Consider the following 26,049-nt stretch of genomic DNA (forward strand, 5'->3'; position numbering starts at 1 on the left):
TCCACTATATTCCCGGTGTATTGACCGCCACGGTATGCCTTGTGAAACTTCAACAACTTTAAAAAATGGTGGCATGGAAGTTGCTCCGGGGAGGATCAGGAAAGGCGGCATAGTGAGAGCTGTTTCTAAATAAGAGGAGTCGATAGATGATTCAACGATCAGATCATTCGATCTCGGAAAACGCCCTTCGTGTGTTGGCGAAGCGCTACCTGGCAAAAGATGAAGCGGGGGTGGTGATTGAAACCCCGGAGGCGCTCTTCCGAAGGGTAGCCCAAAATATCGCTCAGGCCGAGCGGCTTTATGATGCAGGAGCAGATATCGCAGCGGTCGAGGAGGAATTCTACCGTTTGTTCTCGGAATTAAAATTCCTTCCGAACTCACCGACCTTGATGAACGCCGGCCGGGACCTGCAGCAGCTTTCGGCCTGTTTTGTTCTGCCGGTGGAAGATTCGATGGAGGGAATCTTCGACGCGATCAAGCATACGGCGATCATTCACAAGACCGGAGGGGGCACCGGATTCTCGTTTTCCCGGCTTCGGCCGAAGAACGATCTGGTCCGGACCACCGGTGGGGTCGCTTCGGGGCCAATCTCGTTCATGAAGGTCTTCAATCATGCCACGGAGGCGGTGAAGCAGGGGGGAACCCGGCGCGGCGCCAATATGGGAATCCTGCGGGTCGACCACCCGGATATCCTGGAGTTCATCCGGTGCAAGGAAGATACCCGTGAGATCACCAATTTCAATATCTCCGTCGCGGTCACCGATGCCTTCATGGAGGCCTTTGAAAAAGGGGGCGATTACGGACTGATCAATCCCCGGACCGGAGAGCGGGTTGGGACCCTGCCGGCGTGTGAGGTCCTCGACCGGATCGCGGTGCAGGCTCACAAGACCGGGGAGCCGGGTCTTTTCTTCATCGACCGGGCCAATGAGGTCAATCCGACACCTCACGCCGGCATCATCGAGGCGACGAATCCTTGCGGAGAGCAGCCGTTGCTCCCTTACGAGAGCTGCAACCTCGGGAGCATCAATCTGGAGCGGCATCTGGTTGAAGTCGACACCCTGGAATCAGTGGCGGGTGCTAGCGGTCAATACCGGCTCGATTGGGCTGCCTTGGAAAAGAGCGTCCGGACCGCCGTCCGCTTCCTCGACAATGTGATCGACATGAACCGCTATCCGATCGAAGAGATCGAACGGATTACCAAAGCCAACCGGAAGATCGGGCTGGGGGTGATGGGCTTCGCCCGGATGCTCTTCAAGCTGGCGATCCCGTACGGTTCGGAAAGGGGAATCGAGGCAGCCAAAACGGTCATGAACTTCATCCGGGAAACCGGCTGCGACGAATCGGTCAAGCTGGCGGAGCGGAGGGGGGTCTATCCGAACTGGAAGGGATCATTACACGAAAAGCGGGGAGAGAAAATCCGAAACGCTTATGTCACGACCGTCGCGCCGACCGGCACCATCTCGATGATCGCCGATACTTCGGGCGGATGCGAGCCCGAGTTCTCCCTGATCTGGTACAAAAACGTTCTGGATGGGGAGCGCCTTCCCTATGTGCTCGATTATTTCATCGAGGTTGCAAAAAAAGAAGGGTTCTGGAGCGACGACCTGCTCGACCAAATCGTCAAAAACCATGGCTCGTTGCAGGGGCTGAGCTCCATTCCGGAAAAATGGCGGGAGATTTTTGTGGTCTCGCATGACATTGCGCCGGAGTGGCATGTGCGGATGCAGGCGGCCTTTCAGTCATTCTCCGATTCGGCCGTCTCTAAGACCATCAATCTGCCCTCGTCGGCCACGGTCGAGGAGGTGAAGAAGGCCTATCTTCTGGCTTACCGCCTCGGCTGCAAAGGGATCACCGTCTACCGGGACGGGGCGCGGGTGGATCAGGTCATGAACGTCGGAGTTATTCCTCAAAATACCTCTGACAATGGGGGAATGCCGGCGACAGAAAGTAAAAAAGAAGATCTGATGACATCGGAACTGCCCGACCTTATCCCGGAGCTGAGAATCAAGGTCAAGACGAAACGAGGCAATTCCTATGTCCATGTCGGATTCCTGATCAAAGAGGAGAGCATGGGAGACATTTTCGAAACCCTTCGCTCTGATGGGAGCATCCGGGAGCTTTTTCTCTCTCCTTCTCCGCACGTCAAGAACAGAGAGTTGCTCGATATGGTCTGTCGTCTGGGAAGCAAGCTGCTCCGGGCGGGCTCTCCGATCGAGGAGGTTTTAGAGCAGCTGGTGAAGTCGAACGATCAGTTCGGGGATATCAGCTCGGATGCGTATGCGTTGGTCAAGGGGCTCACGACGGTGGTCTCCCGCGTGCAGGGAGCGACCACAATGCAACTGCCGTGTCCGGAGTGCGGTGTTTCTCCCCTTCGGATGCAGGAAGGGTGTCTTCTCTGCGGGAGCTGTTCCTGGACGAAGTGTTAATGAATCAATGCGGAGGGGGAGGCAGCTCCCCTCCTGTTTTCTTTGAAAGGATATGAGTCGTGAGGGAAGCCATTACACAATCGGAGAGGAGAGCACCTATCGAAGAATCTTTCCCGGAACATAAAGGAGAATCGAAGTATCGATCAGGAATTTGTCCGCATTGCAAGTCCGGAGGAGTGATAGGAAAAGATGATATCATCGCGCTCTACTGGGATCCCCGGGATCAAGCCTGGCGGTGCATCATGTGCGGCTATTTCAAATAAGCAAACGCCCATGATCTGATCCCAAGCGAGTAATCCAGGGGCCCCAGTTTTCCCCTATTTCCAAGTCGGTTGATTTTAATTTGATTCTGATATATACTGAATATCAGACATTATCAGAAAAGTATCAATACTGGGAGGATGCGTGATGGCCGTTGTTAAAGTATGGGGGCGGGGGCAGTTGACGATTCCGGCGTCGTTGCGGAAAGAGCTTCACATCGAGGAAGACGCGACCGTCAGCGTTGTCAGAGTGGGAGAGTCACTGATCCTTACAACGAAGAAACTGGTCGGGGACACCATAGCCAAGAAGGCCCAGAAAGAGCTGAAAAAAGCAGGTTTGAGGTTGGAAGATATTTTGAAGGATTTGGAGGAACAGCGGGAGCGCTATAACCGGGAACGGTATGGAAGGTAGGCGGTGGAGGGTTTTTCTCGATACCAGTGCCCTTATCGCCGGAATTATTTCAACAACCGGCGCAGCGCGAGAGCTATTGCGGTTATCTGAGGCGGGAATCATAGAGACTCTCCTCTCCAGGCAGGTTCTGACCGAGGCGGACCGGAACCTTTCAGAAAAACTTCCGGCTTTGATTTCCGATTTTCACCTTTTGGTTCGGCAAATAGAGCCTGTCGTGGTAGAAGATCCTTCTCGGAGTGTGATTGCGCAAGCCGCTCGGGTGATTCACCATAAAGACGCGCCGATCCTCGCGGCGGCGGTTAATGCGAAGGCGGATTATTTGGTAACGTGGAACACAAGACATTTTCACAAATCTTCGGTCAAGGGAGCGGTTCGTTTTAAAATTATGACTCCCGGCGAGTTCTTGGAGGAGTTTAGACGATCTCTTCCTGAGCATGACGTATAGGGCAACTACTTTAAGACAACGGCCGGGGCCTGAGGAGATCTTCTCTTTAGGCCTTTTTTAATTTTTCGGATTCGGCAAGGGGAACGCTGCCGGGGGGACTCTCTCGCTTTAATAGAATCTTGACGAAATAGCCCGGTACCCGGGGGAGCAGCCGACAAGGCTGCAACCCAGCTGGTGAGAGTCCAGCCGTGTCAATTACCCAGGGGATCGATCCGGTTCCCCCGCACTGTAAGGCGGGCGGCGTCGATGGAGATCGCCGCCTGATCGTCGCCCTCTATTGGGATTCCCGAGATCAGGCCTATCGCTGCGTCAACGATACTGGCAATAAACGGGACGCTGCATGGTGTGCTAAGGGCCGATCGTTGACAGGGTTTGATCTCGGTGATTATAGTGGCTACATTTTATAAATGCGGCAGGTGGAGAGAGACGAGATGATCAAGGAGGCAACTGCAACGACCGTGCGCAGGAACCTGGGCGACCTGATCAAGAGGATCCAGCATCGGCACGATTCCATTCTGGTCACCAAAGCCGGAAAACCGGTGGCGGCGATCGTCGATATCGAACTGTTCAACAAGATGCGGGCCCTCGAATCGGAATTCGACCGATTGGTGGGCGGCTTGCAAGGGGCCTTTAAGGGGGAGACGATCGAAACGGTCGAGAAGGCGTTGCGAAAAGCCAAGACGGTATCGCGCCGACGCGGCCGTAGATGAGGTTTTCGACGCGGACGTGTCTGTGTTGACATAATAATATCCTATTTTGTATACTGATATGTATACAGAGGGGAGGTGTTGAAATGCAAAGCGCCACGGTAAGAATCAGCGAATTGTCTCGTAAGGCCCTTCGGGATCTTTCTGAGAAGACAGGGGAGCCGATGCAGGCGATCTTGGACAAGGCGATTGAGCTTTACCGGAGGCAGCGGTTTCTGGAGGAGGTCAATACGGCCTATGCCGCCGTACGCCAGGATGAAAAGGCGTGGTCGGCAATTGAAAAGGAACGGGGAGAATGGGACGCGACCCTTCTGGACGGCCTTCAGGAGGTCGAGAAGTCGAGTAAAGTTGCGAAGGTGAGCCGGAAGAAAGGTGTCCCCCGTGGTTAGCCCCGCGCGAGGTGATGTGTGGCTTGCCGATTTGAACCCGACTCGGGGGCATGAGCAGGCGGGTCAGCGACCCGTCCTTATCGTCTCGGAGGACCTTTTCAACCAGGGTCCGGCGGGATTAGTCATCGTGTTGCCGATCACCTCGACCCATCGAGGTATTCCGGCGCATGTTCCGGTCTCCCCGCCCGAGGGAGGATTGAAAAACGCAAGCGTCATCCTATGCGATTCGATCCGGTCCATTTCCAAAGGACGTCTCTCGAGAAGATTGGGCAGGGTATCCGGGGCCGTCATGGAGGAGGTCGAAGATCGAATTCGGATTCTGATGGCGCTTTAAACGGATCATAAATAAGGAGCAAAGGAGGCCTGAGTCATTTTCTTCAGGCCTTTGTTTTTTCAGGAGTCTGAAACGGGAAGGCCGGCGGGTGATATGACCTGACATCGTCGTAGTCGAGAATAAGACCCGACCGGGTTGAATAATGGATAGCCCTTCGAAGAGGTTCTGCCTCTTTGAAGGGCTTTTTTATTTCAAAAGGAGGTTCCAAGGCGGTGTACGAAGTGTATTGGAAACGCGGGAGATGACCATGGAAGGACCGAGAGCAAAACGATATCTGCATGACATTCTTCATGATGCGAATTTCAGGCCGGTTCATATGTCTCTTGAGGAGAGGCTTCTGTCTCACGCCATCAGCGATGCGGAGTTCAAGGATTATTTAAGGAGGCTGCATCCGAAACTCTACGAGCGGATGCGAGGCAAACTCGACTCGGCGGCGCGGGACCTGAAGCGCCTTTATCGCAGACAGCAAAACCGCGCGTTGTGCATTGAGGTCGAAAAGCTCGGACTGGATCCCAATCAACCCTTGCCGCGCGAATTGGTGGAACGACACGAGGAAAAGTTTGACCTGCGCGTGAAGGACCTTGAGAAACGGTTGGGAGATATCATTTGTCCCATCTTTAAAGAGATCAAGCAGGATGGGACACTGCATGTGAAGGAGGCGAATTGAAAAGACAGCTCGATGATCAGAGCAACGTGGTTCACTTCTCAGACGCCGTCGCCGATGGGAAGGCCGATCTGCTGGCCGAGCCCGAATCGGTATTGGGACACCGCCTGCTGCCGACCTACGCGGGCGTGCTGCGCTCCGGCATCAAAGTTCCATACGAATCCGGCAGGAACGCGCTGACCCCGAAAGAGAGAGCACTTTATGAAAAACGGATCTCAGAGGGGCGGTCTCCGCGCGAGATCGAGAAGGAAATTAAGAAGGAGCTTCGGCCGACGAACGTGCCATATTTCTCCGTCTACCGATCGGAATGTAAAAACAATCCGGAGCATGCGGATTTGATCCGGGCGCTCTATGGTAACGAGCGCGGAGAAATCCACCGGCTTCGAATCACGCTGATTTCGGATAAGTGGTGGGAATCTATCCCGCATCAGTTAATGGCCTTCCGGAAGTCGGGTCTTTACTGCTCCTCTGAGCCGATCGGCGGTCGGCTGATTGCGACACGGGATCCCGATATGGACCGGGTGGGGGAGAAGCAGGACAAGAAGGAGAAGACACGCCGGGAATTCAAGAGGAAGAAGATAACGCTGGCCTGTATTCCCGACGAGTGTCCCATCTATATGGCCAGCGATTGTCGCTTCTCCAGCGTGCTTCATTTCATGATCCTGGGAGTGCCCGGAACGGATGTGTGGCGGCTTCCGACGAATTCCTGGTACTCGGTGAGGGGCATCATGCAGAAGATCGACATGTTCCAGTCAGCACTCGCAGCCAAGGGGCGGTCTATCGTGGGAATCCCGTTTGAGCTCTTCAAATACGAGGCGGAGATCTCGCGATGGGATACTGAGAAAGGCCGGGTCCGCACCAAGCAGTGGATCATCCGGATCGACTGCCCGGAACTGCCGCTGGCGGATTTGATCGTCCAGAGCGCCGGGTTTGGATTGATCCGGCAACCGCAAGCGCTCTTACCCATGACAGGGACCAACGGTCCAGAATCAAGAGGGGCCACCGGAAGATCATCGGATGTTCAGATAGCCCAGGGGAAGGGGCGGCCACCAGAGGCGGCCGAGGCACCTGGCACCACACTTCCCGCTCTGCCGCCGGATCTTCCATCGGAGGGGAAAGTGACTCCGGATAACACCAATGCAGATCATGAAAAGGGGGAGAGGGAAAAACCCCAAAATAGGCAGGATGGAACACTGGATGTCAAAGAGGAGGCGAAGGCTCCGCCTGTGTCTTCCGGAAAAGAAGAGAAAGAAAAAGGGAGCACGGAACCGGCGCATTACCCTGTGGCAGAGACAGCCACTGGAGAAGAGATGACGTTGGAGGAGTTACGAGTAGCCATTCAGGGAGAGGTGCCTCCGATCGGAAGCATTCCTTTGGAGACGGTCTGGAATTACCTGCGCTCTGTTGGGAAAAGCCATTTCAAGGAGTTGTCGATAGAGGAGGCGAGGATCCTCCACAAACACATTCTGAAAGCCAAGGCGGAAATGACGGACGCAGGCAAACCCGCTGGGGGAACGCCTGATGCAGGCAGCGCCCAGAGGGCGAAGGTCTGTTCGGCCTGCCAGGCGGGGATCCCCGGTGAGGTGGAACAATATTCCCTCAAGCGTTTCCGGCGAGCGCTCTGCCGGAGCTGCCAGGGGAAGGAAAAGGGCGCTCTTCCGAGCCAGACGACTGCGCAGCGCAAGGCCCCGGGGCAGGTGCCGGATGCCCTATTCTAAGACTTTAAGCGGGAGGCTCCCGAATCCTTCGGGGCCTCCTTTTTCAGGAGGAAGATGGAACTCAAGGAGATCAAATCGATTCCGATCTTAAATGTCGCGGAGAAGCTTGGGCTGAAAATAAAAGGCCGGTCGGCGCACTGCTTCGCGCATCAGCCCGACCGAAATCCCTCTCTTCGTTTCAACATCGAGAAGAACACCTTTCGCTGCTACGTCTGTCCGCAAGTCGGCGGATCGGTGATCGACCTGGTGATGCAGGTTTTGAATGTCCCCTTTCATGAGGCATTGGAATATCTCTGCGGAAGGAGTGTATCTGTTCCAAAGAGATCGGAGAGGAAACCGGAGATCGGAGCGGAAGAGAGAAACGAGATCCTTCAAGCCCTTTTATCGGAAGCCCCCTTGGAAAAGGAAGGGGTCAACTACCTGGCGGGCAGAGGGATCCGGACCGAGATCGCGCGGAAGATGGGGGTCGGCTTCCTCCGTCCGGAAGATTACCGGAATCTCTTTTGGAGGATGAGCCGAAGATTCGGGCGAAGCCGCCTGAGGGCGGCAGGCCTCACCCGGTTCTATCTCTTCGCGAAAGAGGGTTTAAGCTTTCTGCTCTTCCCGTATCGGCTGGAAGGACGTGTCCATGCGATCAAGGGGCGCTGCCTTCTGACGAAAGCGGAAGCGAAGGAGCGGGGGGTCAGCCGGTTCGTCATGACGGAGCGGGCGCGGATCTTCTACAACCAGGAGATCATCGAATCGACCCGGGACCTCTACCTTTGTGAAGGGGAGATCGACACGCTGACCCTCTTGCAAGGGGGCTACCCCGCCGTCGGGATCCCGGGGACCGGGAGTTTCAGAGAAGAGTGGCTCGATCTGCTCACTGGGAAACGGGTCGTGCTCAGCTTGGATTCCGATCCAGCCGGTTGTGAGGCGTCGGCCTATTTGGCGGAACAATTCAGCAAGCGGGGGATTACCCATCTAAAACTCGATCTTCCGGATGGGAAAGACGTGAACGACTGTTACCTGGATGCGGCGCTGCTGTATGGGAAGGAGGGGACTGTTGCTCAACGATGAACAGAAGGAAGCCGTTTTGACCCGGGATGTCCCGTTATTGATTCTGGCGGGCCCCGGAACCGGAAAGACCGAGACGATCGCCCACCGGATCGCCGCATTGATCGGGGAGGGAGAAGATCCGGAGAAAATCCTGGCGATCACTTTTACCAACAAAGCCTCCCAGGCGATGAGAGACCGGGTTCTCTCCCTGACCGGAAAGCGCCTCTCCTGGATCCGTACGATCCACGGGACCTGCGCACAACTGCTGAGAAGTCACATCCACAAACTCGGATACAATACCGCCTTCAATATCGCCTCGATGGAACAGAGCAATAAAATCCTCAAAGATTGCATCCGCGAGATTGGATTGAACGAGGCCTTGCTCGATATTAGAGAGCTGGCCGGAACGATCGCCCGGATCAAGTCAAAGGCCAAACCGGAGGAGCAGCTTGCCTCCGAATCCCACCCATTTCCGGAGATCTTCAACGCCTATCAGGAGAAGATGCGATCCCAGGGGTGTATCGATTTCAACGATCTGATCTATCTCTGTCTGAAGCTATTGAAAGAGGACCCCAACACCCTGGCGGAGGCGAGGGATCAATGGCGTCACATCATCATCGACGAGTTCCAGGACAGTGATCCGGCCCAATATCAGCTGATCTCCCACCTGGGACGGGAACGCGGGATCGCCGTGGTCGGGGACGACGACCAGTCGATCTACTCGTTCCGGTCATCGACCCCGGAGGTTATCGCCCTGTTCGTCGCCGATTTCTCTCCGAAGATCATCACGCTGAAGAAGAGCTACCGTCTTCCCCGGATCTTACTGGAAGCGGCCTCTTCTCTGATCAGGAATAATTTGAAGCGGTTTGAGAAGGAGCTCGTCTGCGCTCAAGAAGCGGAAGGGCATCTGGAGGTCAGAGGATTCGGATCCGAAACGGAGGAGGGGGATTTCGTGGCGCAGGAGGTCCTCGCCCTTCAGGCCCAGGGGGTCCCTTCCGATGAGATCGCCGTCCTGGGGAGACGGCATGCGCCGCTTGCGATCGTCGAAGCGTCGTTGAAAAAGATGAATATTCCCTGCCGGAAGATGGGGGAGCGCTCCTTCTACGAGCTGCGGGAGGTGCGCGACATGATGGCGCTGATCACGGCCGTCGCGCTGCCGGAGAACTCTCCCGCGCTGGAGCGGATTTTCAAATTGACGCCCGGAATCACCGCCCGGGCGATCGATCTGCTCGAAGATATCGCGGAGCAAAACGAAGTCAGCCTCTATCGGGCGGCGGAGCTGGCGATTGAGCATCAGTATCTGCAGGGAGAAGCTTCCAAAAGTCTGCAAGAGGCGTTGACCCGGCTGGATCAACTCCGTCCCAGAATGGAGCAGCTGTGCATTTCGGATCTGATGCGGGCGGCCGCGAAGGAGTTCGACTACCTCTCTCATCTGCAGAAAATCTCAAGAGGACCTTCAGATTACGAAAAGCGGCTCGGTCATCTCAAAGATCTCGCCCAGATGGCCGATCAATTCGAGCTGTCATCCGGACCGAGTCTGACCAATTTCATTAACGAAATGGCGATCTCGGCGATCCAGGGCGGGACCCCGAAGGAGAAGGGAGGAATTCGGCTGATCACGCTTCACGGGGCGAAGGGCCTGGAGTTTCGGGTGGTCTTTCTGATCGGGGCTTTTCAGGGAAACATCCCGCATGTGAAGGGGAATCTGGAAGAAGAGCGCCGGCTGATGTTTGTGGGGGTGACCCGGGCGAAAGAGCGGCTCTATATCACGCATGCCCGGTATATCCAGAACGAAGTGCGGCAGCGATCGTACTTTGTCGACGAGATGGGACGGATGCTCAGTCCGAAGTCGCAGGTCTGACAAAAAAATAAAGGGTGTGGAGGAACGCGATGACCCAAAATGTTCTGAAGGACATTCACCCGCTTGTCCGGGAAGCATGGGAGGCGGGATTCAATCCGATCATCCGGGATCAGGATCTGATCGTGTTGGACCCCCTCCCGGTTTCGGATGACGAGGTCTTGGCGAGAGAAGCGATGAAAGAGGACCTGCAAAGGCGGATCCAGGAAAAGAGGCAAGACGTTCTTGTTTATCTGCAGAGCCTAGAACAGGTCAAAGTGCTCATCCATAGCAAGCGATTAAACGACAAAGTCTGGATCGTGGGGACAGAGGCGCTCCTGAAAACGATCCCGGAGGGGGAGGTCGGTTATTTGCCTGCGGAGGTGTATCGAATCAAGCAGGCGAAATTCCTAGATGAGATCTTACAGAAAATGCATCTGACGAAAAAGATTCTGGGAGGCAGCATCCTTCATATACAACAAAGGGCTGAAGGGAAGGCGCTTCCGAAGGGATAGGCGCCCCTTGCAGTGTCGTCAAGTGAAATCCAACAAGGAGATAAAGCTGGATGCAATGGGTCAGAGTGAAGCTGGTCAAAGAGGCCCGTCCCCCATGGGCGACACGAGTCAGAGACAGAGAAGATGTTCATGCGATGCTCAAGCGCTACTACCGGTTCCATGACCGGGAGGAGGCGCTGGTCGTCTGCTTGGATAACAAGAACGTGCCGACGCATATTCATTCCCTGTCGGTCGGCGGCATCAGCCTGTGTATCATCGATCCCCGGGTCGTGTTCACTGTCGCGCTGCTTGCCGGCGCGGCGCAAATCATGTTTATCCACAATCATCCAAGCGGAGATCCGACCCCATCGAAGGAGGATCAACAAATCAGCAGGCGGCTCAGAGAAGCGGGGGAGTTGATGGGGATGAGGCTGATCGATTCCTTAATCGTAGGGGGAGACCGGATCGAATCGATCCTGCATAAATAAAACGCCATAAACGACGAGACATCCAAGGAGGTCCTGTGGGGGTTGTTCCCACGGGACCTCCGTTTTTTACGGGTATGAGTAACAGGAGGAAGAGACTGATGCCTGAGTTCAAATCGTATCTTCGCGCGGGGTATCCCGCGCTGTATGTCCAGACCGTGGAGCCCGAACGGGCCTTCGAGACGCTCGGCAAGGAAGTCCTGATCGTTTCGGGGGCGCCGGTTTTCTGGAAGGAAGGACAGCTCGAAGGAGAGCGACGATGACGACATCATTAATAGAGCAGCTACGCGCCGCCCGCCGGGTTTCCGTTCCTCTGGCGGCGATCATCACCGCGGATCCGGCCGAAACGATCAGCGCCATCCAGAAGTCGGCGGCCGACAGTCCCCTCGTTGGGTGGGATATCATCCGTGGCATGCTTGGCATCAACGAAAAAGGAATCGATGCGGTCAATGCGGCCGTATCAGGCGGCGCCTCCGAGGGTGGACTGCTGGGAGCAGAGGCCCTCACCAACAACCCCATCGACGCGCTGACCCGAGCCGAGAAGCTCCCGGAAGGGACCATCTTGTTCTTTCACATGGCGCATCGGCTTCTTCAGGGGGAGGGGGTCTCGCAAGCGATCTGGAACCTGCGCGATCAATTCAAGCGGGATAACCGGATGCTCGTCCTGCTGGCTCCGGAGCTGACCCTGCCGGCAGAGCTGAGTCAGGATGTGCTCCTTCTGGAAGAGCCGCTTCCATCGGCCGAAGACCTCGCCCGGATCATTCGAGAGGTGCATGCCGCAGCGGACGTCCCGGAGCCCGACCCCAAGACGCTGGAGCGGGCGGTGAACGCGATCCGGGGCCTCGCCGCCTTCCCGGCGGAGCAGGTTGCCGCGATGAGTCTGACCAAAAAGGGGGTCCGGATTTCCGATCTCTGGGATCGAAAACGGCAGATGATCCGGCAGACCCCCGGTCTCTCCGTCTGGGACGGCCCGGAGCGATTCTCGAATATCGGCGGCGTCACCTATGTCAAGGAGTTCTTGACCCGCATCCTCTTTGGCAACGCGGCCCCGCGCGCGATCGTCTTCATCGACGAGATTGAAAAGCATCTCGGCGGGGTGGCCGGTGACACTTCCGGTGTTTCCCAGGCGATGCTCGGGACCCTTCTGACCTACATGTCCGACCGGCAGACCACCGGGTTGATCTTCATCGGCCCGGGGGGAACGGCGAAATCGGTCGTCGCCAAAGCGGCCGGAAGAGAGGCCGACATTCCGACGATCACATTCGACATGAGCGGGATGAAGACCGCCTATGTCGGCTCCTCCGAGGAGAACATGCGGCGGGCGTTGCGTGTGGTCACAGCGGTTTCCGATAACGCGGTCCTCTTTATCGCGACCTGCAATTCTATCGGAGCGCTTCCCCCCGAACTTCGCCGGCGCTTTTCTCTTGGGACCTTCTTCTTCGACCTTCCTTCAGCGGAGGAGAGAAAGAAGATCTGGGAGATTTATCTGAAGGCCTACAATCTCGATCCCCAGCCTCTCCCAAATGATAAGGGGTAGACCGGAGATGAAATCAGACGCTGCTGCGACATCGCCTGGAGATTGAGATGGTCGCTTAAGGAAGCAGCGAGCTCCATTGTCCCGATTGTCCGATCCGATTCCGATATTCTTCAGAAGCTTCGCACCCTGGCCGATGGAAAGTTTCTTTCAGCGAGCGACCCCGGCGTCTACCGGATGGAGCGACAGACCGCTTTGGCCGGCCCCCGGCGCCAGGTGAGCGTGACCCCGGAGGATTAAAATGCCTTGCGACACAGTCCAGACCAGCAGCATCGAATTTAAAGCGGAGAATACGCCTCTCCTTGTTCAGGCCCTTGGCAGCCTCGGCTCATACAAAGCGACTTATCGAGGCGGAAGACTCGTTTCGGCGGCTCTCGATGGTATTCGGATCTTCTTTGAAGACGGTCGGATCATCGTCCCGCGAGGAAGTGAGGGCCTCATTGACCGGATCAAGCAGGCCTACTCCAGACAGATCGTCATCGCGGCCGCCAAACGCTTTGGATTTCAACTCAAGCGAACCGGAGAGAACCGTTTCCTGGCCTTAAGAAGAAGATAAAGGAGTATCCTCCATGGCCGATGACATTCTCGAAATAGAAATCCTTGAGGATGGCACGATCAAGACCGTCAGCGGCAAGATCGGTGTCTCAAACCACAAAGCCGCCGATGAATTCTTCAGGTTCATCGCTCAGCATAGCGGTGGAAAGATTGAGGCGCTCCGACGCCGCGGCGAGGTTCACATCCACCGTCAGCGGGCTGATCAGAAACAGAAATCGTAGCCTTGCTATCGACGAAAAGCCTATCTGAGAAGATACCTTCAGCCCGGCGGAGAGCCCGCCGGTTTTTTCCAGGAGGAAAAAATGGTGACGTTTACAACGATGGAAGATCAGACCCGCGCAAGCCTCGGCTCCGATCTTCTCAACCGTTCTGTCTGCCTTTTGGTTTCATTGCGAAAACTGGGTGTCCATCGCACCGTCCGGCGAGAGAAGATCAGCCGCATCTTAAAAAATGAGGGAAACACCCTTCCTTTCCCGGAGCAGACACCCCGAGATCCGGTTCAGGTCGACGCGGATCCGCAGATGGTCCGCATTCTGAAAGTGCTCTTTAAATCTCCCGAGTATGATGCGATCTGCCGGATCGATCGGAAGATCGGAAAGTACCTGCAAACGCGCTGTCTTCCCTCTCTGCTGCGCAAGGGGGCTTACCTTCTTCCGATACCGCTGATTGAGGAGGTCGACCGGGCGCTGAGTAATTTGGCGGAGCAGCGGAAAGGATTGGTGCGGGTTTTGGCGGGGAAGTTTCCCCAGATCGTGCGGGAATCGCAGAGGCCGCTGGGGGGTCTCTTTAACCCGAGCGATTATCCTTCCGCCGAGCAGTTGGAAGAATTGTTCAGTATGGTCGTTCGATACATTACCTTCGGGGTGCCCGACAATCTGCGGGAAGCGAGCCCATTGATCTTTCAGAGGGAACAAAATAAGGCCCAGTCGATGTGGGCGGAGGCGACGCAAGAAGTGCGCCAGGTGCTCCGTCTCGGTCTTTTAGAATTTGTGGATCGGTTGATCAATGGATTGAACCCTCGAAGCGATGGAAAGCAAAAGACGTTCAGAACGAAACTTCTTAGCCAGATTACCGATTTTCTCGGAGTGTTCGCGGCGCGAAATATCACCAATGATGCCGAACTCGCGCAGCTTGTCGATCGGGCGAAAGAACTCCTCGCGGGAATCGATGCCAAGGCCCTCTCAAATGATCAGGATCTGAGGAGAACCCTTCAAAAGGGTTTTAACGAGGTCAAGCAGAGCCTCGATGCCATGGTCGGAAAGCAGCCTACCCGGCGGATCCTCCTCTCCGATGAAGATCCCGGCCCTTGCGAAATTTCATAAACTGATGAAGTGGGATCCGGAGGCCACCCTCCGGATCCCTTTTCTATGGAGATAAGGATCTATGACCGAACAGTTGGGTCTGTTCTCTTTGTTGGATGGACCGGTGTTGCAATCACAAGAATCACAATCGACGTTTTACACCCCATCTGATATTCAGGATAAGACGGAGGTTTACCCGTTTCTCTCCTACCCACTGGCACCTTCCGCGTGGGTGACGGATTTTAACGGAAGTGAGGAGCGGATCGTGCGGTATATCGCCGCGGTAAATCAACTCCTGGCCATCAGGTCTGGATTAAACGAATTGATTGCGAAATCGAAAAGGAGCCCCAGTCCCGCGTTGTATGAGGCTTGGATGCGGATGGCGACCGCCCAGCAGAGGCTTTATCTCGATTATTCCGGCGAGGGGGGACTCGCCATTAGCCCCGATCTGATTCGGGCGCAACTGACCTATATCCGGGATCAGCAGCCCCCGGCCGCTCAAAGAAAGCTGCTGCTTGCAGGTCTATATGTGCTCCTTGAGTCGGAATTTCCCTCGAGAGTCGCGCCTCTGGCCGAATCATTGAGAAGCCAGGCGAGGCAGTTCTCTTCAGGAGAACTATCCGCGACTCGCATGGACCACTTTCTGGAAGAGATTCAAGAGCTGGAAGAGGAGTTGGGCGCAAGAGGCGTCTTCGAATCTGCCGGGAGATCTTTAAATTCCGACGAAGGAAACGGCGCATACTACTCCCCGGAGGTCTTCCAGCACCTTCTTCGGCTGACTCCTCTCTCGGCCATCCCGGGTCAGCAGATCAATGTCCTGGAGCCGAACGTCGGAAAGGGGGGCCTGATCCGGCCGATGGTGCATCATCCGGGCTTTTTCATTGTCGCGAACGATCTCAATCCGATCTCCGCGGAGATCACGGAGGTGACCACGATGGTGGATCCTTCGGCGTGTGCCACCGCCTGCCGGGAAAGGGAGACGATCCCTTCGTTGAAGAATTGCGTTATTTTAAAATCCCATGCGTTCGATCTGATGACCCATCTGCCGGATCATCTCTTCGATCTGCTGATCGCCAACCCGCCGTATACCTTCGATCACCCGAAGAGCGGTGGGCAGTTTCGGGCGATGGGGCTGTCGAGGAATCCGCAGGGATTCTCTGTGGCCGCCTACACCCGCCAGATCCTGCCGATGAAGCTGCGGGAAGGGGGGATTTCGATCCTGATCACCTCCGCGCGGTCCCGCAACTTCAAAAGAGTTCGCCATGCGTCGGGGCACGTCAGCCACCCGATGATGATCCTGGCGATCACCGGCCAGCCGTTCTCCCATAACGATGCCGAGCTGGTTCCTGTCTCGATGCCGGCCTACCAGTTCGATGGAGAGGGTCTCACGGAGAAGAGACAGATCCGGGCGGAATGTTTCATCTCGATCAATGTCTTCCTCTCCTCAAGAGAGGCCAACGGAAAGCAGAGCGTTTTTTCAGAGTGCGCGATCATCCAGATCCACCATGAGCAGCTAGCTTCTTTCGTCGATTTGTGCCTTTCCTCCTCGCGATGGAAGAGCTTGGAGCGCCAGCTGCTCGGTCCTTCCTTGCGGATGATGCAATCGGCAAACTTGCTTCGGATCTTCGGCCGAATGAAAGAGGGCTTACGCGCTTACTTAGAGGCGAAGCGGGCTTCCGCGAAGCGGCGATACGATGTCGATGAGGCGGGCCAGTTTGAGAAGTGGATCGAAGAGGTCAACGATAAGCGGTTTCATCAGATCGGGACATTCGAGGATCTGAGCAACTGGATGGCAGAACTGGGGAAGAGATGGAATATTCCGGTCGGAAAGGAGATCGAGAAAGCGCTTCGGACCAACCCGCTTCGGGAGATTTTCTCGAAGAAGAGAAAAAAGACATCTTTCTCCTCCGACGTGGCGGTCGAAGTGAAGAGGGCCTTCCGCGCGATTCTCTCTTCTTCCGATCGCTTCTTCTCCCGGTTCTACATCCTCTCTGCCATCTACCCTGCCCTGGCCCTGCGTGAGATCGCAGAGCGGCATGGCCCCTTCAACGGGATCTCTTTCGATGCCGCACACCCGGTTCTGAAACAGGCGCCGTATCCGCTCTCGCTCTATCTGCTTTCAGAGAAAGAGATCGCGGAACTCCTGGAATCATTCCCGGAGGCGGAGCAAAAGGAGATCCTCGGAAAGATTCGGGGAAGGCGGCTTCTTCTTACAACACATGTGGCGCAGTTCAATACGATCAGTCGAGCTGCGAGCGCCGAATTCGCATCTGCCCTGGGAGAGCCCTGGCGGCAGGACTTGATCGAGGGGGCTTTGCCGGAGAGACAGAGGATTCTTTCTCTGGTGGATTCAGGAAACCCTCTGGCGGCGGAGTTAGCACGGCTTCTAATCGTTCTGGCGGAGCAGGATGTGGTGAAAGTCAGGCAGAAGAATGAAGCGCTATCCGCGCTCGATTTGATGGCCATCCAGGAGCAGTATCAGAGGTATCTGAGGGATTTCAACTCCGGTGGTCTGACACAAAAGCGGATCGGGAACCTGGTTCAAAAGACGGAGGAGGCCATCGCCGTCATGCAAAAGGCTCAGCGGATTCTGTCCGGTGATGGAACGGCGCCGAAGAGAAAGGTCCAACCCGTCGTCGGATAACCGGATTTGATAGATGAAAATCAAGGAGGTAGTGGATGCAAACCGAAGAGAATCGATCGATTAAGATCGATGTGAATCTGAATGCCATGATGAAGAATTTCGGGGAGGTCTTCTCCGGGGAGCGGATCTGGATTCGGGAGCTTCTGCAAAACACCCGGCGCGCCGGAGCCACCCGGATCAACATCCATACCGACCGGAGCGACCCGAACTATTTTAGGATCGATGACAACGGATCCGGCGTCTCGGATTTCCAGGCGCTTCTCACCCTGGGTAGTTCCGGATGGGAGCCGGAGGTGATCGAGCAAGAGAACCCGTTCGGAATGGGGTTCTATGCGGCTCTCTATGCCGCCGTGACGGTCGAGATCCGATCCCGGGGACAGCGCGCGGTGCTGCACAGCGGCCGGATTCTCTCGGGCGAGCCGATCACGTTGCAGACGTGCGAAATCCAGTCCGGAACATCGATCATCCTGCATCTGAAGAAATCGATCATCGATGGGGATCGGGATGGATCACCGCAAGGGATGAAGCAGTTTTTCGAGAGGCTCAAAGAGTCTCTGGAAGCGATCGTCCGCGGATTCCCGGTCCCCGTGTATCTGAATACCGAGCAGCTCCGGCGGCCTTTCGCGCTGGATGTCTGGAGAGGGCTTCGGTTCGATCTTCCGGACGGGGTGGCTCTGGTGGAATTGAACCCGGAGTTCGACTCTACCACAAAAGGGGTAACTTTCCTGCAGGGCCTGGTCATCTCAAATGCGGAAGACGGTTTGCGGACCTGGCCGAACTTCTCCCGCAGCGGCCTGCGGGTCTACATGCATCTGTCCGGCGATCGATGGCGTGTGCGGGTGCCGGACCGGGACAGGTTGTATCAGTCGACCAACACATCGGAGAGAGTCAAAACGCTACAAGAGAAGGTGGTGAAAGCCGCCGCGAATCACATCAAAGCCTCGGGAGAGGCACAGAAGTATTTCGAATGCCTTCTGGAGTGGGGGTGTTATGAGGTAATCCAGGATCTTCCGATTCCGGCCTCCCGCTGGGGCCAGCTGATCGCGCCGATGCATCTGCGTCATTACGAATACGAGGATCAGGAGGATTCGTTTGGCTCTCCTGTGGAAATTCCCGCCGCCGGCAAGGAACGGTACTTCCTGAAAGACAGATCGAATCTCTACCCATCGGAGGAGACCCTCGATCATCTCTTCGCCATGTATGTGTTCGGCTTTCCGATTCTGGACACCTGGAGTGATCCGGATCACTGGTTCTCGAAATCCCCCTTCGGGGAGGAGATCGAGGCGTTCTACAAACGCGAAGTGTCGGCATCGGCCAATCAGAGCGACATCGTGGCGGAAGGAGCCTGGTGGGGAAAGCGGGTGGTGGTCTGCAAACAGTTTTCCCTGACCCTGGAAGGATACGGGACAAAGGAGATCACGGAAGACGCCTTCCTCAACGACACCTTCTGGATCATCGATCGGCCGCTGGACTGGGGTTATCCGATCGACCAGGCGTTTTATTTCCAGACCGATGGAGACGATTTCGACGAATCGGGCTTCGATGCCGCGATGGAGAACTTCCGTGCGAATCTCGCGATTATCAAGGGAGATCCGGCTGCTCTGATTCAAAGCGCCCTTCGGGACTATGCGGAAGCGCTCGAAGGCGGCCGGTTTGTGGTCGAGGCAAAGCAGGGGGCGATTCGGGTGGAAGCACTGCGATAACCGCATAAAGAACCGGAAAGTCAAAGAGGGGCTCTCTCCTTAAACAGGAGTAGGGCCCCTCTTTATTTTATGGAGGAATATCGTGGAAGTGAAATTCTTGTACGAATTGACGAACCGAATGGGATGCAATCTGTACGAGGCGCTGAAGGAAGAGGATTTCGATCGGATCATCGAGCGTGAGACTGAATATTATATCCAGCAGTCGAAGGTCGGGGGTGAGGGAAGGCAATCTTTTGTGGAATGGCTCGAAGGACATCTTCCTGCGCGGGATTGGCGGAAGATCAAAGAGTGTGTCGGATGCGACGACCTTGCGAAATGGTTGTTGGAGAATCCGGTTCCCGGGCGGGAGGAAGAATTAAGAAGGACCTATTCGGAAGAGGAGATCGAATTTCTAACAACGACACTGACGAAGACCCAAAGTGGCGTCCAGCTGCCTCTGCTGTGGGATCATGTCGATCCAAGTGACGACGCCGACGTGGCGCTCGGTTTCAGTCTGATCGAATATCCTCCGGTGGATGAAAGCGGCCATTATATCCAGACCGGAAACAGCCGGCATATACCGGCCGATGTCGCGAACCGGATTAAAGCATGTATGGAGGAGGCCAACGAACTGGCAAGAAAGACCGGCCGCGGCGTCGGATCTCCTGATCCGAAGGACGGCCTGGACCGGGCCATCGACGAGAAGATCGCATCTCTCTATCGGGAGGCGTCGTGTTTATCGAAGAAGACCGTGCTGTCCTTAATCCGGATAGAGGGGTTTTATTGCGGGATTCACGGAGGAACTGTGAAGTATCAACGACCGATCCCAAGATCGGAGGTGTTGGCCTGTCCTGCGTGTAATCATCCGATCTGCCCGTTCTGCGCCAACTGCTATGAAAAGGATCCGGCGACGATCGAGGAGGCGCGGGCCTATCTCGCCTCCTGTGATGAGGTCTCCGGCATGGCCTATTGCGGCCATTGCGGGGATTGGGGTGTGGAATGGATGCTTCGGTTCCTGCGATTGAAGTGCTGTCCCATCCCGCCGGAATACGAGCATTACAAACCGGCGCCGAGATCCGTGCGGTTCGTCGCCACCGCCACTGTCGCTTCCCTTCCGGATTGTCATCTCATCCTGGAATCGGTCTCCCGGAGCTTCGGGAAAGGGATCTCGGGGATCATTCATTATCCGCATTCCACGGGGGAAATCTGGGGCATTCCGGAGAGGCACCCTGAAGGGTGGGTTGTGACGATCTGCTATCCGGAGGAGCGATGAACACGAAATGGACCTATCCGTTCGTAAAAGAGTATCTCAGATTTGTCCGCAAGGCGTTTGAGATTACCCGCGCCGGCGGCCGAATCAAGATACGCTGGAGTGACAGCCCGATGGATCTGCAGGCCTGGCGGAGGGAGTTTATCAATGCCCTCGACCGTCGCATCACCAAATATGGAGGCCTCGATGGGAGGGGCCGGAAATTCGATCCCGACTGGCAATTATGGATGTGTAGGGACCGCCATCGTTTGGAGGACATTCGAAAGCGAATCCGTGTTTATCAGTTCGAAACCCGGGAGATGCAACGTCGGTACGGGCATCTGCTCGCGCGCCGGGATAATTTCTGATCGCCAAGCGGGAAAGAAAGCTGCATCACGCCTGTTTTCAGCTTGAGCCTGACTTCAGACCAACAATAAGACGGAATAAGAATAGAGGGAACATGAAAATCACATCGAAATCAAAACGCAAGGTTCTGCGGCTTCTGAGGCCGCCGACGGCGACAGGCGTCGATGAGCCCGCTCCACCCGGGCTCACCATCCGAAAACTCATCCACCACAAGCGCTACCGCGCCTTGCGCGATCGGGGGACTATTATCCGGGTGGAGGGAGACCACCTCCTGTGCATCTCCAATCTCATATGCTTCGGTTTCGATCTCTGCGGCTCGGATCGGAGGGGCTGTGAGCGTTTGAAGGATTTGGAACGCCATTATCCAGGGGAGGAAAAATGATTGAGGAGAAAAGAGACCACAACACCGGAGCACGGCATCCGGAGGCGGTCGGAGAGCTGATTTCGGCGCTGCGGGAAATGCTGGGGTATGCCGAGGCCAGAAATACGGATAAGAGGGCGCGCAGCGTCTATCTGAAGTTCTCGCGTCTGACATTGGAAATGTGGATGGAGAAAGCGCGCGCAGCGCTCTCCAAGGCGGAAGCACCTGCGGCCGATGCGTCTATCGCCAAGCTGGAGCTACCCCTGCCGCCGCAGGACGACGCGGGACACCAAGTCATATACGACATCTCTTCGGGACAGCCAGGCTTCCGCTGCCATCGCTGCAAGGATACGATGATCCGGCCCCCCGACATGAGCGATGAGATGTGGAATGAGGCCGTTGAGGTTTTCAAACGGCAGCACGGCGTCATCTAGAACACGGAGGTACTACCCGATATCTTCAGAGAAGGAAAGACCGGAAATGCAAAAATCAAAAACAATTCAGGCATGCTTGTCCGAGAAAACGTTTGTTCTGAAAGAGCCGATCGATGGCCCCTGGAAGGGAATTCGTCCGTATCTGGACGCCACGGGCCATGGCGGGATTCTTTCTGAGAGAATCCGCCAGGAGGTGAAAGATCGGGCGGCCCGATGGCGGAAGATCTCTCCCGCAACGTTATTTTCCGTCTGGTTTTGGATCTGGGGAAAAGAAACCCCTTCTCCCGGATACGTGCAATGGAGCGTCCGTCCTTATTTGCAGGGGATGGGATGCGACGGCACGACCGGTGGAGTGATTCACCTGATTGCAAGGAGGATCTGCTCTCGATACGGCTTGGATTACAAGAAACTGTATTCAAAAGCCTATCCGGGGAATCCGGCCGATTGGATCGATAGCCTGGATGACCATACGGCTGAGACCGATTCCAGTCTCTCTTTGGATCCTGCCTTGGCCATTATCGATCTGAGGGAGATCAACAATCACAGTCTGGCCTCCCTGTTATCGGATCTGTTTGGTGCGCGTGGGATCCTAAAGAAAGAGGAAGTGTTGATCGCGAACGGTTGGGCCCGCGCGCGTCGATTGGCCGGTCTTCCCCCCGAAGAAGAAAAACCGCCTCCGACATTGGAAGAGCAGGTCTTGGCCTATCTGAATCATCCGACCGAAGAGAACTGGGATCGCCTTGCCCATCTGAACACATCTTACGGGACGGTCTGGCAGAGATATACGGCTTACACCGGCAGAGAGCTTCAAGGGCCCACGCTCTGTTTTGGGGTTCGCATCAAGGGATGGAAGCGTCTTCCTGACCCGGGGGAAGTATTCGCTTCTTTAAAAGAGGAGTTCGCGCATGAATGTAGAGACGATGATTAAATCGATTCCTGTAACGGAGATTCATCGGGACCACAAGAATAGCCGTCAGTTTATCGATCCAAGGGCATTGGGACAGTTGCAGGACGACATTCGGAAAAACGGCCTGATCAACCCCATCACGGTAATTCCCCGGCAGGAGGGAGGGTTTTGCTTGATCGCAGGGGAGCGACGGTATCTTGCCTGCGTCAATATCGGATATCAGACGATTGCTGCCCATATCCTGGGATCTGCCGGCGAGGAGGAGGTGGAGGCGATCCATCTTGCCGAAAACCTTCAGCGGGAAGAGCTCTCCCCGATCGATGAGGCGGAAGCCTTTGAGAAGCAGTTGGCCCAAAAATCGATTCAGGACCTCGCCGCGATGATCAACCGGAGCGAAGAGTATATTCGCCGGCGGATAAAGCTGCTTCATCTGATCCCGGAGGCGCGGGAGAAGGTGAGAGTCGGCGCGATCGGCCTCGCAGTCAGCGAGTTGCTCTCCTGTCTTCCCGACGACCGGCAGAAAACGATGCTGGCCGCGGTGGAGGAGCAAGGCCTCAACGCGGTGCAACTCTCCAATCTGCTGAACCATCAGAACGACCGGCAGTTGGTCAACGCCGTCTTTGACACGAAGGAGTGCCTCCAATGCCCCCATAACAGCGCCGGTCAGCCCGATCTCTTCGCCCGTGAGGCCTCCGGCCTTGGGAAGTGCCTCTATGATCCGTGCTGGAGCGGGAAAGAGCTTGAGAAAGCGAAATCGCTGGCCAAGCAGATCGAAGAGAGGGGACCGCGCGCGGTTATCTCTGAGAAGATGAAGATCGGCATCGACGACCTTCCCCCTGAGATCGATCAGACCCAGGCGGTCATGCACAACAAGGGAGAACTCGGCGATGAGAATCTGCGGGACTGCCAGAGTTGCAAGTTTCTGGTCGTCTTCATCTCCACGCAAGGCCACCCGCTGCGGCAGAATATCTGCACGAATCGCCCCTGCTATGAGGAGCGCGCGGCGCGGTTCCGGGGAGGAAATGCAGAGAGGAAGCCCGGCTCTATAAAGGGGGGAGCCAAGACCGCAAAAGATCCCGGTTTAAAGAATGTATCCACAGCCGGTCCGGTTCCCAAAAAGATGACCCCCGCAAACGCTCCCCAGCGGGTGAAGGATTTCAAGAGAAACAGATACCGGGAATATCTGGCCGCCCATCTCATCGAAACCCCGGAGAATCGATTGCGGCTGATCCTCCTTGCCATGAAAGACACCTCCTGGGGGAGGATCTGGACGGGGGATCCCACTCTGAAAGAACTCAACCTGGCCTGCGACGGCTTTGAAAGCAATCCGGAGAAGCTCTATCCCAAATTGCGCGCCTTGAACGCGGAGCAGTTGATGACCGCGGCGGGGAGAATGGCCTTAAAGGCGCTCGATAAATTCTCTCTCCCTTTAATCGAGGAGATGGTCTTCACCGATCTTGGAGCCACCCCGGAGACTCTTTTTAAGATCGATCGGACCTACCTGGAACTGCTCACCAAAGCGGAGATCGAGGCCACCGCGAAGGAGATCGGCCTGACCGCCTATCTTCAAAGCAGAGGAGAATCGATCTCGAAGCTGTCCGCCCGGCCGAAGAAGGAATTCATCGATTCTCTTCTCACCTGCGGCTTTACGGCCCCAATCATGCCGGCCTGGCTTACGCGGGAGACCGCTTTTCAAAAGGGATAAATCGATTCTGTAATTAAGACACCCATATAAAAGAGGAGAAGCGACTATGCAAGGCCCGGTAAAAATCATCATCCTCATCGAGGAGGGCGTCGTCGAAAACATCTATGTTCCCGGCGACATTGACGCCCGGTACATCGTCATCGACAGAGATGCAGAACTCTCCGACGAAATCCACAGTACTGGCCCCCAACTCGCCGGAAGCTACGGCGATCTGGAGGCCTTAAGCCCTCAGTTCTACCGGCTCGCATTCGAGGAGGAGACGGAGTGATCCAAAAATCCAAAGTTCGGGCCTACATCCGCGAGAAGGGCTATCGTCTCTCCGCCGACGTCCTGCCGGCGCTGAAAGATTCCGTCCAAATCATTCTCGCAGGGGCCATGGTCTACACAAAGCCTCAGAAGACCCTCCACGGGAAAGAGATCCTCATGGCCGTCAGCCGGGAATCTCTTCTTCCGAGAAAGGAATCTCATGACAGAAGAAAAAAATAGAAAACAGAGGCTTCACGAAGCCATCCGAAACGCCAAAGGGAAGCAGACCAAGCACAGGTTTTTAGCCATTGCCGTAACCGACCAGAGTGTCGAGATCCTCTCGTGCGCCGCAGGAGGGGCCTATCTGGAACTGCACGATTACTCCACGGGTTCGGTTTCATTGGATGAAGAGGCAATTACACGGGATCTGGAGGAGTGGTTCCCGATCCTCTTGGCGAAGCAAGAAGAGAAGTATCGATGCCCAGTATGCAGCGATGAAAAAAATGGCCTTTTCGGCCTTATCACCTGCCTCAATGACAATCACGATTACACTCGGACCCAGGTCGCCGACGTCATCCGGCCGATCGAGGAGGCGTGGGAGGCGGAAAGGAGTGTCCAGAGAGAGATATGAAACTGACAAAACGGGAAACCGCCACGGTGTTGGCGGCGCTGAGGAATTGGCAGCAGGATGTACAGGAAGGGGGTTTTGTACCCAAAGAGGACTTCCCCTATCACTTCGAATCGGACGAACCGTTAAAAACCGAAGAGATCGACGCGTTGTGTGAGAAAATCAACTGCGATGACATTTCCACGGAATCGCTCGAAAATGGGTTGTGAGGAAGCTGGTGGAGGCCACTGGCAATCTTTCTCTTGCGTTGCGCCATATCAATTATTGGAAACCGCCGATCAGAAATTAGGGAAAAGGCTCTTCGCAAGACCAGGAGAGAATAGTCGCGCCTCGTCCAGCTCAAAACCATGAGGAGATGATGAAAAATAATGATCCGAAGATCATTGTGGATCCGATCGTCTATGCCAAAAAACCAGCCCGGTATAAGGCTGTCGCTGAACCGGCCGGAGATGGACCTGTCCTGAGCGCCGTCGAAGGAGACGCCTACCGGGAACTTCGGGTTGGCTTTTTCGATGAGAAAGGGAAGTGTGTGGCAGACGCCTATTTTACCGTCGATTCTGATACCGGCAAGCCGAGGATTCTGATCACCACCGACGGCGATGGAGACGGCGATCCGGCGATTGAAGTCTTTCCTTTACGATCTGGCGAAGCAGTCGTCAAATACTACTGAGGGATTTTGAATTAAGAAAGCCGGAAGAAGAAACATACTTCCGGCCAAAACGAGGAGGTTCACCATGTTTGATTTTAACAAGATCGCGAATCTCATCCCGCCCCAGGGAAAAGTGACCTTCACCATTACCACGGGAGAGCGGGGAAAACTGGTTGTGCTCTTCCATCCGATGTATCCGGAGGTGAAGGAACTCTCCGGGAAGGAGAAGGAGTTGTATGAGCAGGCGCGGGTGCCGCTGGTCTTCAAGGCGACCCCGGAGGAGCTCAACGAAGGGTTTATGTCGCTGATCGAGCAGAACTACGAGGAAGAGGGGAGGCTGCACCGCGCCTTCTCGGTCAAACGGGAGGCGGTCGGCAAGGCGATCGCAGGGGTTGAGAGGGAAAAGACCCAAAAGAGAGAATCAAGCCACGAGGAGAAGAGGTCTCAGTCTGATCCGACTCACCCGGATTTTCCACAGTCGGAGGAGCCTCAAAAGGTTGCGTCATCGATAGAGAAGCAGGAGACCGGCGCTGAAAAAGAGCCTTCGGCTTTCGATCTGTTCGGTTAATGGAGGAGAGA

Annotated in this window: 33 protein-coding genes; all 33 read left to right on the top strand. The window is 55.7% G+C overall.

What is annotated here, in order from left to right:
* Positions 1–146 precede the first annotated feature (146 nt).
* The 33 genes from MNODULE_RS05545 (at position 147) to MNODULE_RS05705 (ending at position 26,038) form a co-directional block, all read left to right on the top strand.
* On the top strand, positions 147–2,426 hold the full coding sequence (locus MNODULE_RS05545) for a vitamin B12-dependent ribonucleotide reductase (protein WP_168058455.1): 2,280 nt from the start codon (positions 147–149) through the stop codon (positions 2,424–2,426).
* A gap of 408 nt (positions 2,427–2,834) precedes the next feature.
* Positions 2,835–3,098: an AbrB/MazE/SpoVT family DNA-binding domain-containing protein gene (locus MNODULE_RS05550; protein ID WP_168058456.1), complete on the top strand. Its 264-nt coding sequence runs from the start codon at positions 2,835–2,837 to the stop codon at positions 3,096–3,098.
* Positions 3,088–3,543, top strand: a complete 456-nt coding sequence (locus MNODULE_RS05555; RefSeq protein WP_168058457.1) for a putative toxin-antitoxin system toxin component, PIN family — start codon at positions 3,088–3,090, stop codon at positions 3,541–3,543. The genes MNODULE_RS05550 and MNODULE_RS05555 overlap by 11 nt, the downstream gene beginning before the upstream one ends.
* Before the next feature lie 188 nt (positions 3,544–3,731).
* A complete protein-coding gene (locus MNODULE_RS05560) occupies positions 3,732–3,950 on the top strand; it encodes a hypothetical protein (RefSeq protein WP_168058458.1) in 219 nt (72 codons plus the stop codon).
* 24 nt (positions 3,951–3,974) lie between these two features.
* Positions 3,975–4,253, top strand: coding sequence for a type II toxin-antitoxin system Phd/YefM family antitoxin (locus MNODULE_RS05565; protein WP_168058459.1), 279 nt, complete (start codon positions 3,975–3,977; stop codon positions 4,251–4,253).
* Between the two features lie 83 nt (positions 4,254–4,336).
* Entirely contained in the window at positions 4,337–4,639 is a 303-nt protein-coding gene (locus MNODULE_RS05570) for a toxin-antitoxin system protein (protein WP_168058460.1), read from the top strand.
* 16 nt (positions 4,640–4,655) lie between these two features.
* Positions 4,656–4,973, top strand: a complete 318-nt coding sequence (locus MNODULE_RS25410) for a type II toxin-antitoxin system PemK/MazF family toxin (RefSeq protein WP_422666747.1) — start codon at positions 4,656–4,658, stop codon at positions 4,971–4,973.
* Between the two features lie 247 nt (positions 4,974–5,220).
* Positions 5,221–5,640, top strand: coding sequence for a hypothetical protein (locus MNODULE_RS05580; protein ID WP_168058461.1), 420 nt, complete (start codon positions 5,221–5,223; stop codon positions 5,638–5,640).
* Complete coding sequence (locus MNODULE_RS05585) at positions 5,637–7,355, top strand: recombination directionality factor (RefSeq protein WP_168058462.1); 1,719 nt, start codon at positions 5,637–5,639, stop codon at positions 7,353–7,355. Before MNODULE_RS05580 ends, MNODULE_RS05585 begins: the two co-directional genes overlap by 4 nt.
* 54 nt (positions 7,356–7,409) lie before the next feature.
* Positions 7,410–8,414 carry a toprim domain-containing protein gene (locus tag MNODULE_RS05590; RefSeq protein WP_168058463.1) on the top strand — a complete coding sequence of 335 codons (1,005 nt, stop codon included), beginning with the start codon at positions 7,410–7,412 and terminating at the stop codon, positions 8,412–8,414.
* Complete coding sequence (locus MNODULE_RS05595; RefSeq protein ID WP_168058464.1) at positions 8,401–10,254, top strand: ATP-dependent helicase; 1,854 nt, start codon at positions 8,401–8,403, stop codon at positions 10,252–10,254. Before MNODULE_RS05590 ends, MNODULE_RS05595 begins: the two co-directional genes overlap by 14 nt.
* A 29-nt stretch (positions 10,255–10,283) precedes the next feature.
* Positions 10,284–10,745, top strand: a complete 462-nt coding sequence (locus MNODULE_RS05600; RefSeq protein ID WP_168058465.1) for a hypothetical protein — start codon at positions 10,284–10,286, stop codon at positions 10,743–10,745.
* Positions 10,746–10,795: 50 nt separating this feature from the next.
* Positions 10,796–11,212: a JAB domain-containing protein gene (locus MNODULE_RS05605; protein ID WP_168058466.1), complete on the top strand. Its 417-nt coding sequence runs from the start codon at positions 10,796–10,798 to the stop codon at positions 11,210–11,212.
* 98 nt (positions 11,213–11,310) lie between these two features.
* Positions 11,311–11,472, top strand: coding sequence for a hypothetical protein (locus MNODULE_RS05610; protein ID WP_168058467.1), 162 nt, complete (start codon positions 11,311–11,313; stop codon positions 11,470–11,472).
* Positions 11,469–12,746, top strand: a complete 1,278-nt coding sequence (locus tag MNODULE_RS05615; protein WP_168058468.1) for an AAA family ATPase — start codon at positions 11,469–11,471, stop codon at positions 12,744–12,746. Before MNODULE_RS05610 ends, MNODULE_RS05615 begins: the two co-directional genes overlap by 4 nt.
* A 42-nt stretch (positions 12,747–12,788) precedes the next feature.
* Positions 12,789–12,983, top strand: a complete 195-nt coding sequence (locus MNODULE_RS05620; protein WP_168058469.1) for a hypothetical protein — start codon at positions 12,789–12,791, stop codon at positions 12,981–12,983.
* A 1-nt stretch (position 12,984) separates the two neighbouring features.
* Positions 12,985–13,299, top strand: a complete 315-nt coding sequence (locus tag MNODULE_RS05625) for a hypothetical protein (RefSeq protein WP_168058470.1) — start codon at positions 12,985–12,987, stop codon at positions 13,297–13,299.
* A gap of 13 nt (positions 13,300–13,312) precedes the next feature.
* Positions 13,313–13,519 carry a hypothetical protein gene (locus MNODULE_RS05630; RefSeq protein ID WP_168058471.1) on the top strand — a complete coding sequence of 69 codons (207 nt, stop codon included), beginning with the start codon at positions 13,313–13,315 and terminating at the stop codon, positions 13,517–13,519.
* A gap of 81 nt (positions 13,520–13,600) precedes the next feature.
* Entirely contained in the window at positions 13,601–14,620 is a 1,020-nt protein-coding gene (locus tag MNODULE_RS05635; protein WP_168058472.1) for a hypothetical protein, read from the top strand.
* Positions 14,621–14,972: 352 nt separating this feature from the next.
* On the top strand, positions 14,973–17,243 hold the full coding sequence (locus tag MNODULE_RS05640) for a class I SAM-dependent methyltransferase (protein WP_168058473.1): 2,271 nt from the start codon (positions 14,973–14,975) through the stop codon (positions 17,241–17,243).
* A gap of 35 nt (positions 17,244–17,278) precedes the next feature.
* The gene (locus MNODULE_RS05645; protein ID WP_168058474.1) at positions 17,279–18,946 is read left to right on the top strand and encodes an ATP-binding protein; all 1,668 of its coding nucleotides are present in this window, start codon (positions 17,279–17,281) and stop codon (positions 18,944–18,946) included.
* Between the two features lie 82 nt (positions 18,947–19,028).
* Positions 19,029–20,198, top strand: a complete 1,170-nt coding sequence (locus MNODULE_RS05650) for a hypothetical protein (protein WP_168058475.1) — start codon at positions 19,029–19,031, stop codon at positions 20,196–20,198.
* On the top strand, positions 20,195–20,542 hold the full coding sequence (locus MNODULE_RS05655; protein ID WP_168058476.1) for a hypothetical protein: 348 nt from the start codon (positions 20,195–20,197) through the stop codon (positions 20,540–20,542). Before MNODULE_RS05650 ends, MNODULE_RS05655 begins: the two co-directional genes overlap by 4 nt.
* Before the next feature lie 92 nt (positions 20,543–20,634).
* Positions 20,635–20,922: a hypothetical protein gene (locus tag MNODULE_RS05660; RefSeq protein WP_168058477.1), complete on the top strand. Its 288-nt coding sequence runs from the start codon at positions 20,635–20,637 to the stop codon at positions 20,920–20,922.
* Positions 20,919–21,335, top strand: a complete 417-nt coding sequence (locus MNODULE_RS05665; RefSeq protein WP_168058478.1) for a hypothetical protein — start codon at positions 20,919–20,921, stop codon at positions 21,333–21,335. The genes MNODULE_RS05660 and MNODULE_RS05665 overlap by 4 nt, the downstream gene beginning before the upstream one ends.
* Before the next feature lie 46 nt (positions 21,336–21,381).
* The gene (locus tag MNODULE_RS05670; protein ID WP_168058479.1) at positions 21,382–22,263 is read left to right on the top strand and encodes a hypothetical protein; all 882 of its coding nucleotides are present in this window, start codon (positions 21,382–21,384) and stop codon (positions 22,261–22,263) included.
* On the top strand, positions 22,241–23,947 hold the full coding sequence (locus tag MNODULE_RS05675; protein ID WP_168058480.1) for a ParB/RepB/Spo0J family partition protein: 1,707 nt from the start codon (positions 22,241–22,243) through the stop codon (positions 23,945–23,947). The genes MNODULE_RS05670 and MNODULE_RS05675 overlap by 23 nt, the downstream gene beginning before the upstream one ends.
* A gap of 46 nt (positions 23,948–23,993) precedes the next feature.
* Positions 23,994–24,215, top strand: coding sequence for a hypothetical protein (locus MNODULE_RS05680; protein ID WP_168058481.1), 222 nt, complete (start codon positions 23,994–23,996; stop codon positions 24,213–24,215).
* Complete coding sequence (locus MNODULE_RS05685) at positions 24,212–24,433, top strand: hypothetical protein (protein ID WP_168058482.1); 222 nt, start codon at positions 24,212–24,214, stop codon at positions 24,431–24,433. Before MNODULE_RS05680 ends, MNODULE_RS05685 begins: the two co-directional genes overlap by 4 nt.
* Positions 24,414–24,824: a hypothetical protein gene (locus MNODULE_RS05690; RefSeq protein ID WP_168058483.1), complete on the top strand. Its 411-nt coding sequence runs from the start codon at positions 24,414–24,416 to the stop codon at positions 24,822–24,824. Before MNODULE_RS05685 ends, MNODULE_RS05690 begins: the two co-directional genes overlap by 20 nt.
* A complete protein-coding gene (locus MNODULE_RS05695; RefSeq protein WP_168058484.1) occupies positions 24,821–25,030 on the top strand; it encodes a hypothetical protein in 210 nt (69 codons plus the stop codon). Before MNODULE_RS05690 ends, MNODULE_RS05695 begins: the two co-directional genes overlap by 4 nt.
* Before the next feature lie 146 nt (positions 25,031–25,176).
* Positions 25,177–25,491 carry a hypothetical protein gene (locus tag MNODULE_RS05700; protein ID WP_168058485.1) on the top strand — a complete coding sequence of 105 codons (315 nt, stop codon included), beginning with the start codon at positions 25,177–25,179 and terminating at the stop codon, positions 25,489–25,491.
* A 64-nt stretch (positions 25,492–25,555) separates the two neighbouring features.
* Positions 25,556–26,038, top strand: coding sequence for a hypothetical protein (locus tag MNODULE_RS05705; RefSeq protein ID WP_168058486.1), 483 nt, complete (start codon positions 25,556–25,558; stop codon positions 26,036–26,038).
* Positions 26,039–26,049 lie beyond the last annotated feature (11 nt).

Origin of the sequence: Candidatus Manganitrophus noduliformans (assembly GCF_012184425.1) — a bacterium.
Classification (GTDB): domain Bacteria; phylum Nitrospirota; class Nitrospiria; order SBBL01; family Manganitrophaceae; genus Manganitrophus; species Manganitrophus noduliformans.

What these genes read in the sequence shown, in the direction of transcription:
- MNODULE_RS05555 (WP_168058457.1), top strand. Translation starts at nt 3,088, where the DNA reads ATGGAAGGTAGGCGGTGGAGGGTTTTTCTCGATACCAGTGCCCTTATC.
- MNODULE_RS05570 (WP_168058460.1), top strand. Translation starts at nt 4,337, where the DNA reads ATGCAAAGCGCCACGGTAAGAATCAGCGAATTGTCTCGTAAGGCCCTT.
- MNODULE_RS05690 (WP_168058483.1), top strand. Translation starts at nt 24,414, where the DNA reads ATGACAGAAGAAAAAAATAGAAAACAGAGGCTTCACGAAGCCATCCGA.
- MNODULE_RS05695 (WP_168058484.1), top strand. Translation starts at nt 24,821, where the DNA reads ATGAAACTGACAAAACGGGAAACCGCCACGGTGTTGGCGGCGCTGAGG.
- MNODULE_RS05660 (WP_168058477.1), top strand. Translation starts at nt 20,635, where the DNA reads ATGAAAATCACATCGAAATCAAAACGCAAGGTTCTGCGGCTTCTGAGG.
- MNODULE_RS05645 (WP_168058474.1), top strand. Translation starts at nt 17,279, where the DNA reads ATGCAAACCGAAGAGAATCGATCGATTAAGATCGATGTGAATCTGAAT.
- MNODULE_RS05680 (WP_168058481.1), top strand. Translation starts at nt 23,994, where the DNA reads ATGCAAGGCCCGGTAAAAATCATCATCCTCATCGAGGAGGGCGTCGTC.
- MNODULE_RS05565 (WP_168058459.1), top strand. Translation starts at nt 3,975, where the DNA reads ATGATCAAGGAGGCAACTGCAACGACCGTGCGCAGGAACCTGGGCGAC.
- MNODULE_RS05675 (WP_168058480.1), top strand. Translation starts at nt 22,241, where the DNA reads ATGAATGTAGAGACGATGATTAAATCGATTCCTGTAACGGAGATTCAT.
- MNODULE_RS05615 (WP_168058468.1), top strand. Translation starts at nt 11,469, where the DNA reads ATGACGACATCATTAATAGAGCAGCTACGCGCCGCCCGCCGGGTTTCC.
- MNODULE_RS05665 (WP_168058478.1), top strand. Translation starts at nt 20,919, where the DNA reads ATGATTGAGGAGAAAAGAGACCACAACACCGGAGCACGGCATCCGGAG.
- MNODULE_RS05640 (WP_168058473.1), top strand. Translation starts at nt 14,973, where the DNA reads ATGCGGATGGCGACCGCCCAGCAGAGGCTTTATCTCGATTATTCCGGC.
- MNODULE_RS05605 (WP_168058466.1), top strand. Translation starts at nt 10,796, where the DNA reads ATGCAATGGGTCAGAGTGAAGCTGGTCAAAGAGGCCCGTCCCCCATGG.
- MNODULE_RS05545 (WP_168058455.1), top strand. Translation starts at nt 147, where the DNA reads ATGATTCAACGATCAGATCATTCGATCTCGGAAAACGCCCTTCGTGTG.
- MNODULE_RS05630 (WP_168058471.1), top strand. Translation starts at nt 13,313, where the DNA reads ATGGCCGATGACATTCTCGAAATAGAAATCCTTGAGGATGGCACGATC.
- MNODULE_RS05580 (WP_168058461.1), top strand. Translation starts at nt 5,221, where the DNA reads ATGGAAGGACCGAGAGCAAAACGATATCTGCATGACATTCTTCATGAT.
- MNODULE_RS05705 (WP_168058486.1), top strand. Translation starts at nt 25,556, where the DNA reads ATGTTTGATTTTAACAAGATCGCGAATCTCATCCCGCCCCAGGGAAAA.
- MNODULE_RS05700 (WP_168058485.1), top strand. Translation starts at nt 25,177, where the DNA reads ATGATGAAAAATAATGATCCGAAGATCATTGTGGATCCGATCGTCTAT.
- MNODULE_RS05625 (WP_168058470.1), top strand. Translation starts at nt 12,985, where the DNA reads ATGCCTTGCGACACAGTCCAGACCAGCAGCATCGAATTTAAAGCGGAG.
- MNODULE_RS05670 (WP_168058479.1), top strand. Translation starts at nt 21,382, where the DNA reads ATGCAAAAATCAAAAACAATTCAGGCATGCTTGTCCGAGAAAACGTTT.
- MNODULE_RS05600 (WP_168058465.1), top strand. Translation starts at nt 10,284, where the DNA reads ATGACCCAAAATGTTCTGAAGGACATTCACCCGCTTGTCCGGGAAGCA.
- MNODULE_RS05655 (WP_168058476.1), top strand. Translation starts at nt 20,195, where the DNA reads ATGAACACGAAATGGACCTATCCGTTCGTAAAAGAGTATCTCAGATTT.
- MNODULE_RS05610 (WP_168058467.1), top strand. Translation starts at nt 11,311, where the DNA reads ATGCCTGAGTTCAAATCGTATCTTCGCGCGGGGTATCCCGCGCTGTAT.
- MNODULE_RS05550 (WP_168058456.1), top strand. Translation starts at nt 2,835, where the DNA reads ATGGCCGTTGTTAAAGTATGGGGGCGGGGGCAGTTGACGATTCCGGCG.
- MNODULE_RS05590 (WP_168058463.1), top strand. Translation starts at nt 7,410, where the DNA reads ATGGAACTCAAGGAGATCAAATCGATTCCGATCTTAAATGTCGCGGAG.
- MNODULE_RS05635 (WP_168058472.1), top strand. Translation starts at nt 13,601, where the DNA reads ATGGTGACGTTTACAACGATGGAAGATCAGACCCGCGCAAGCCTCGGC.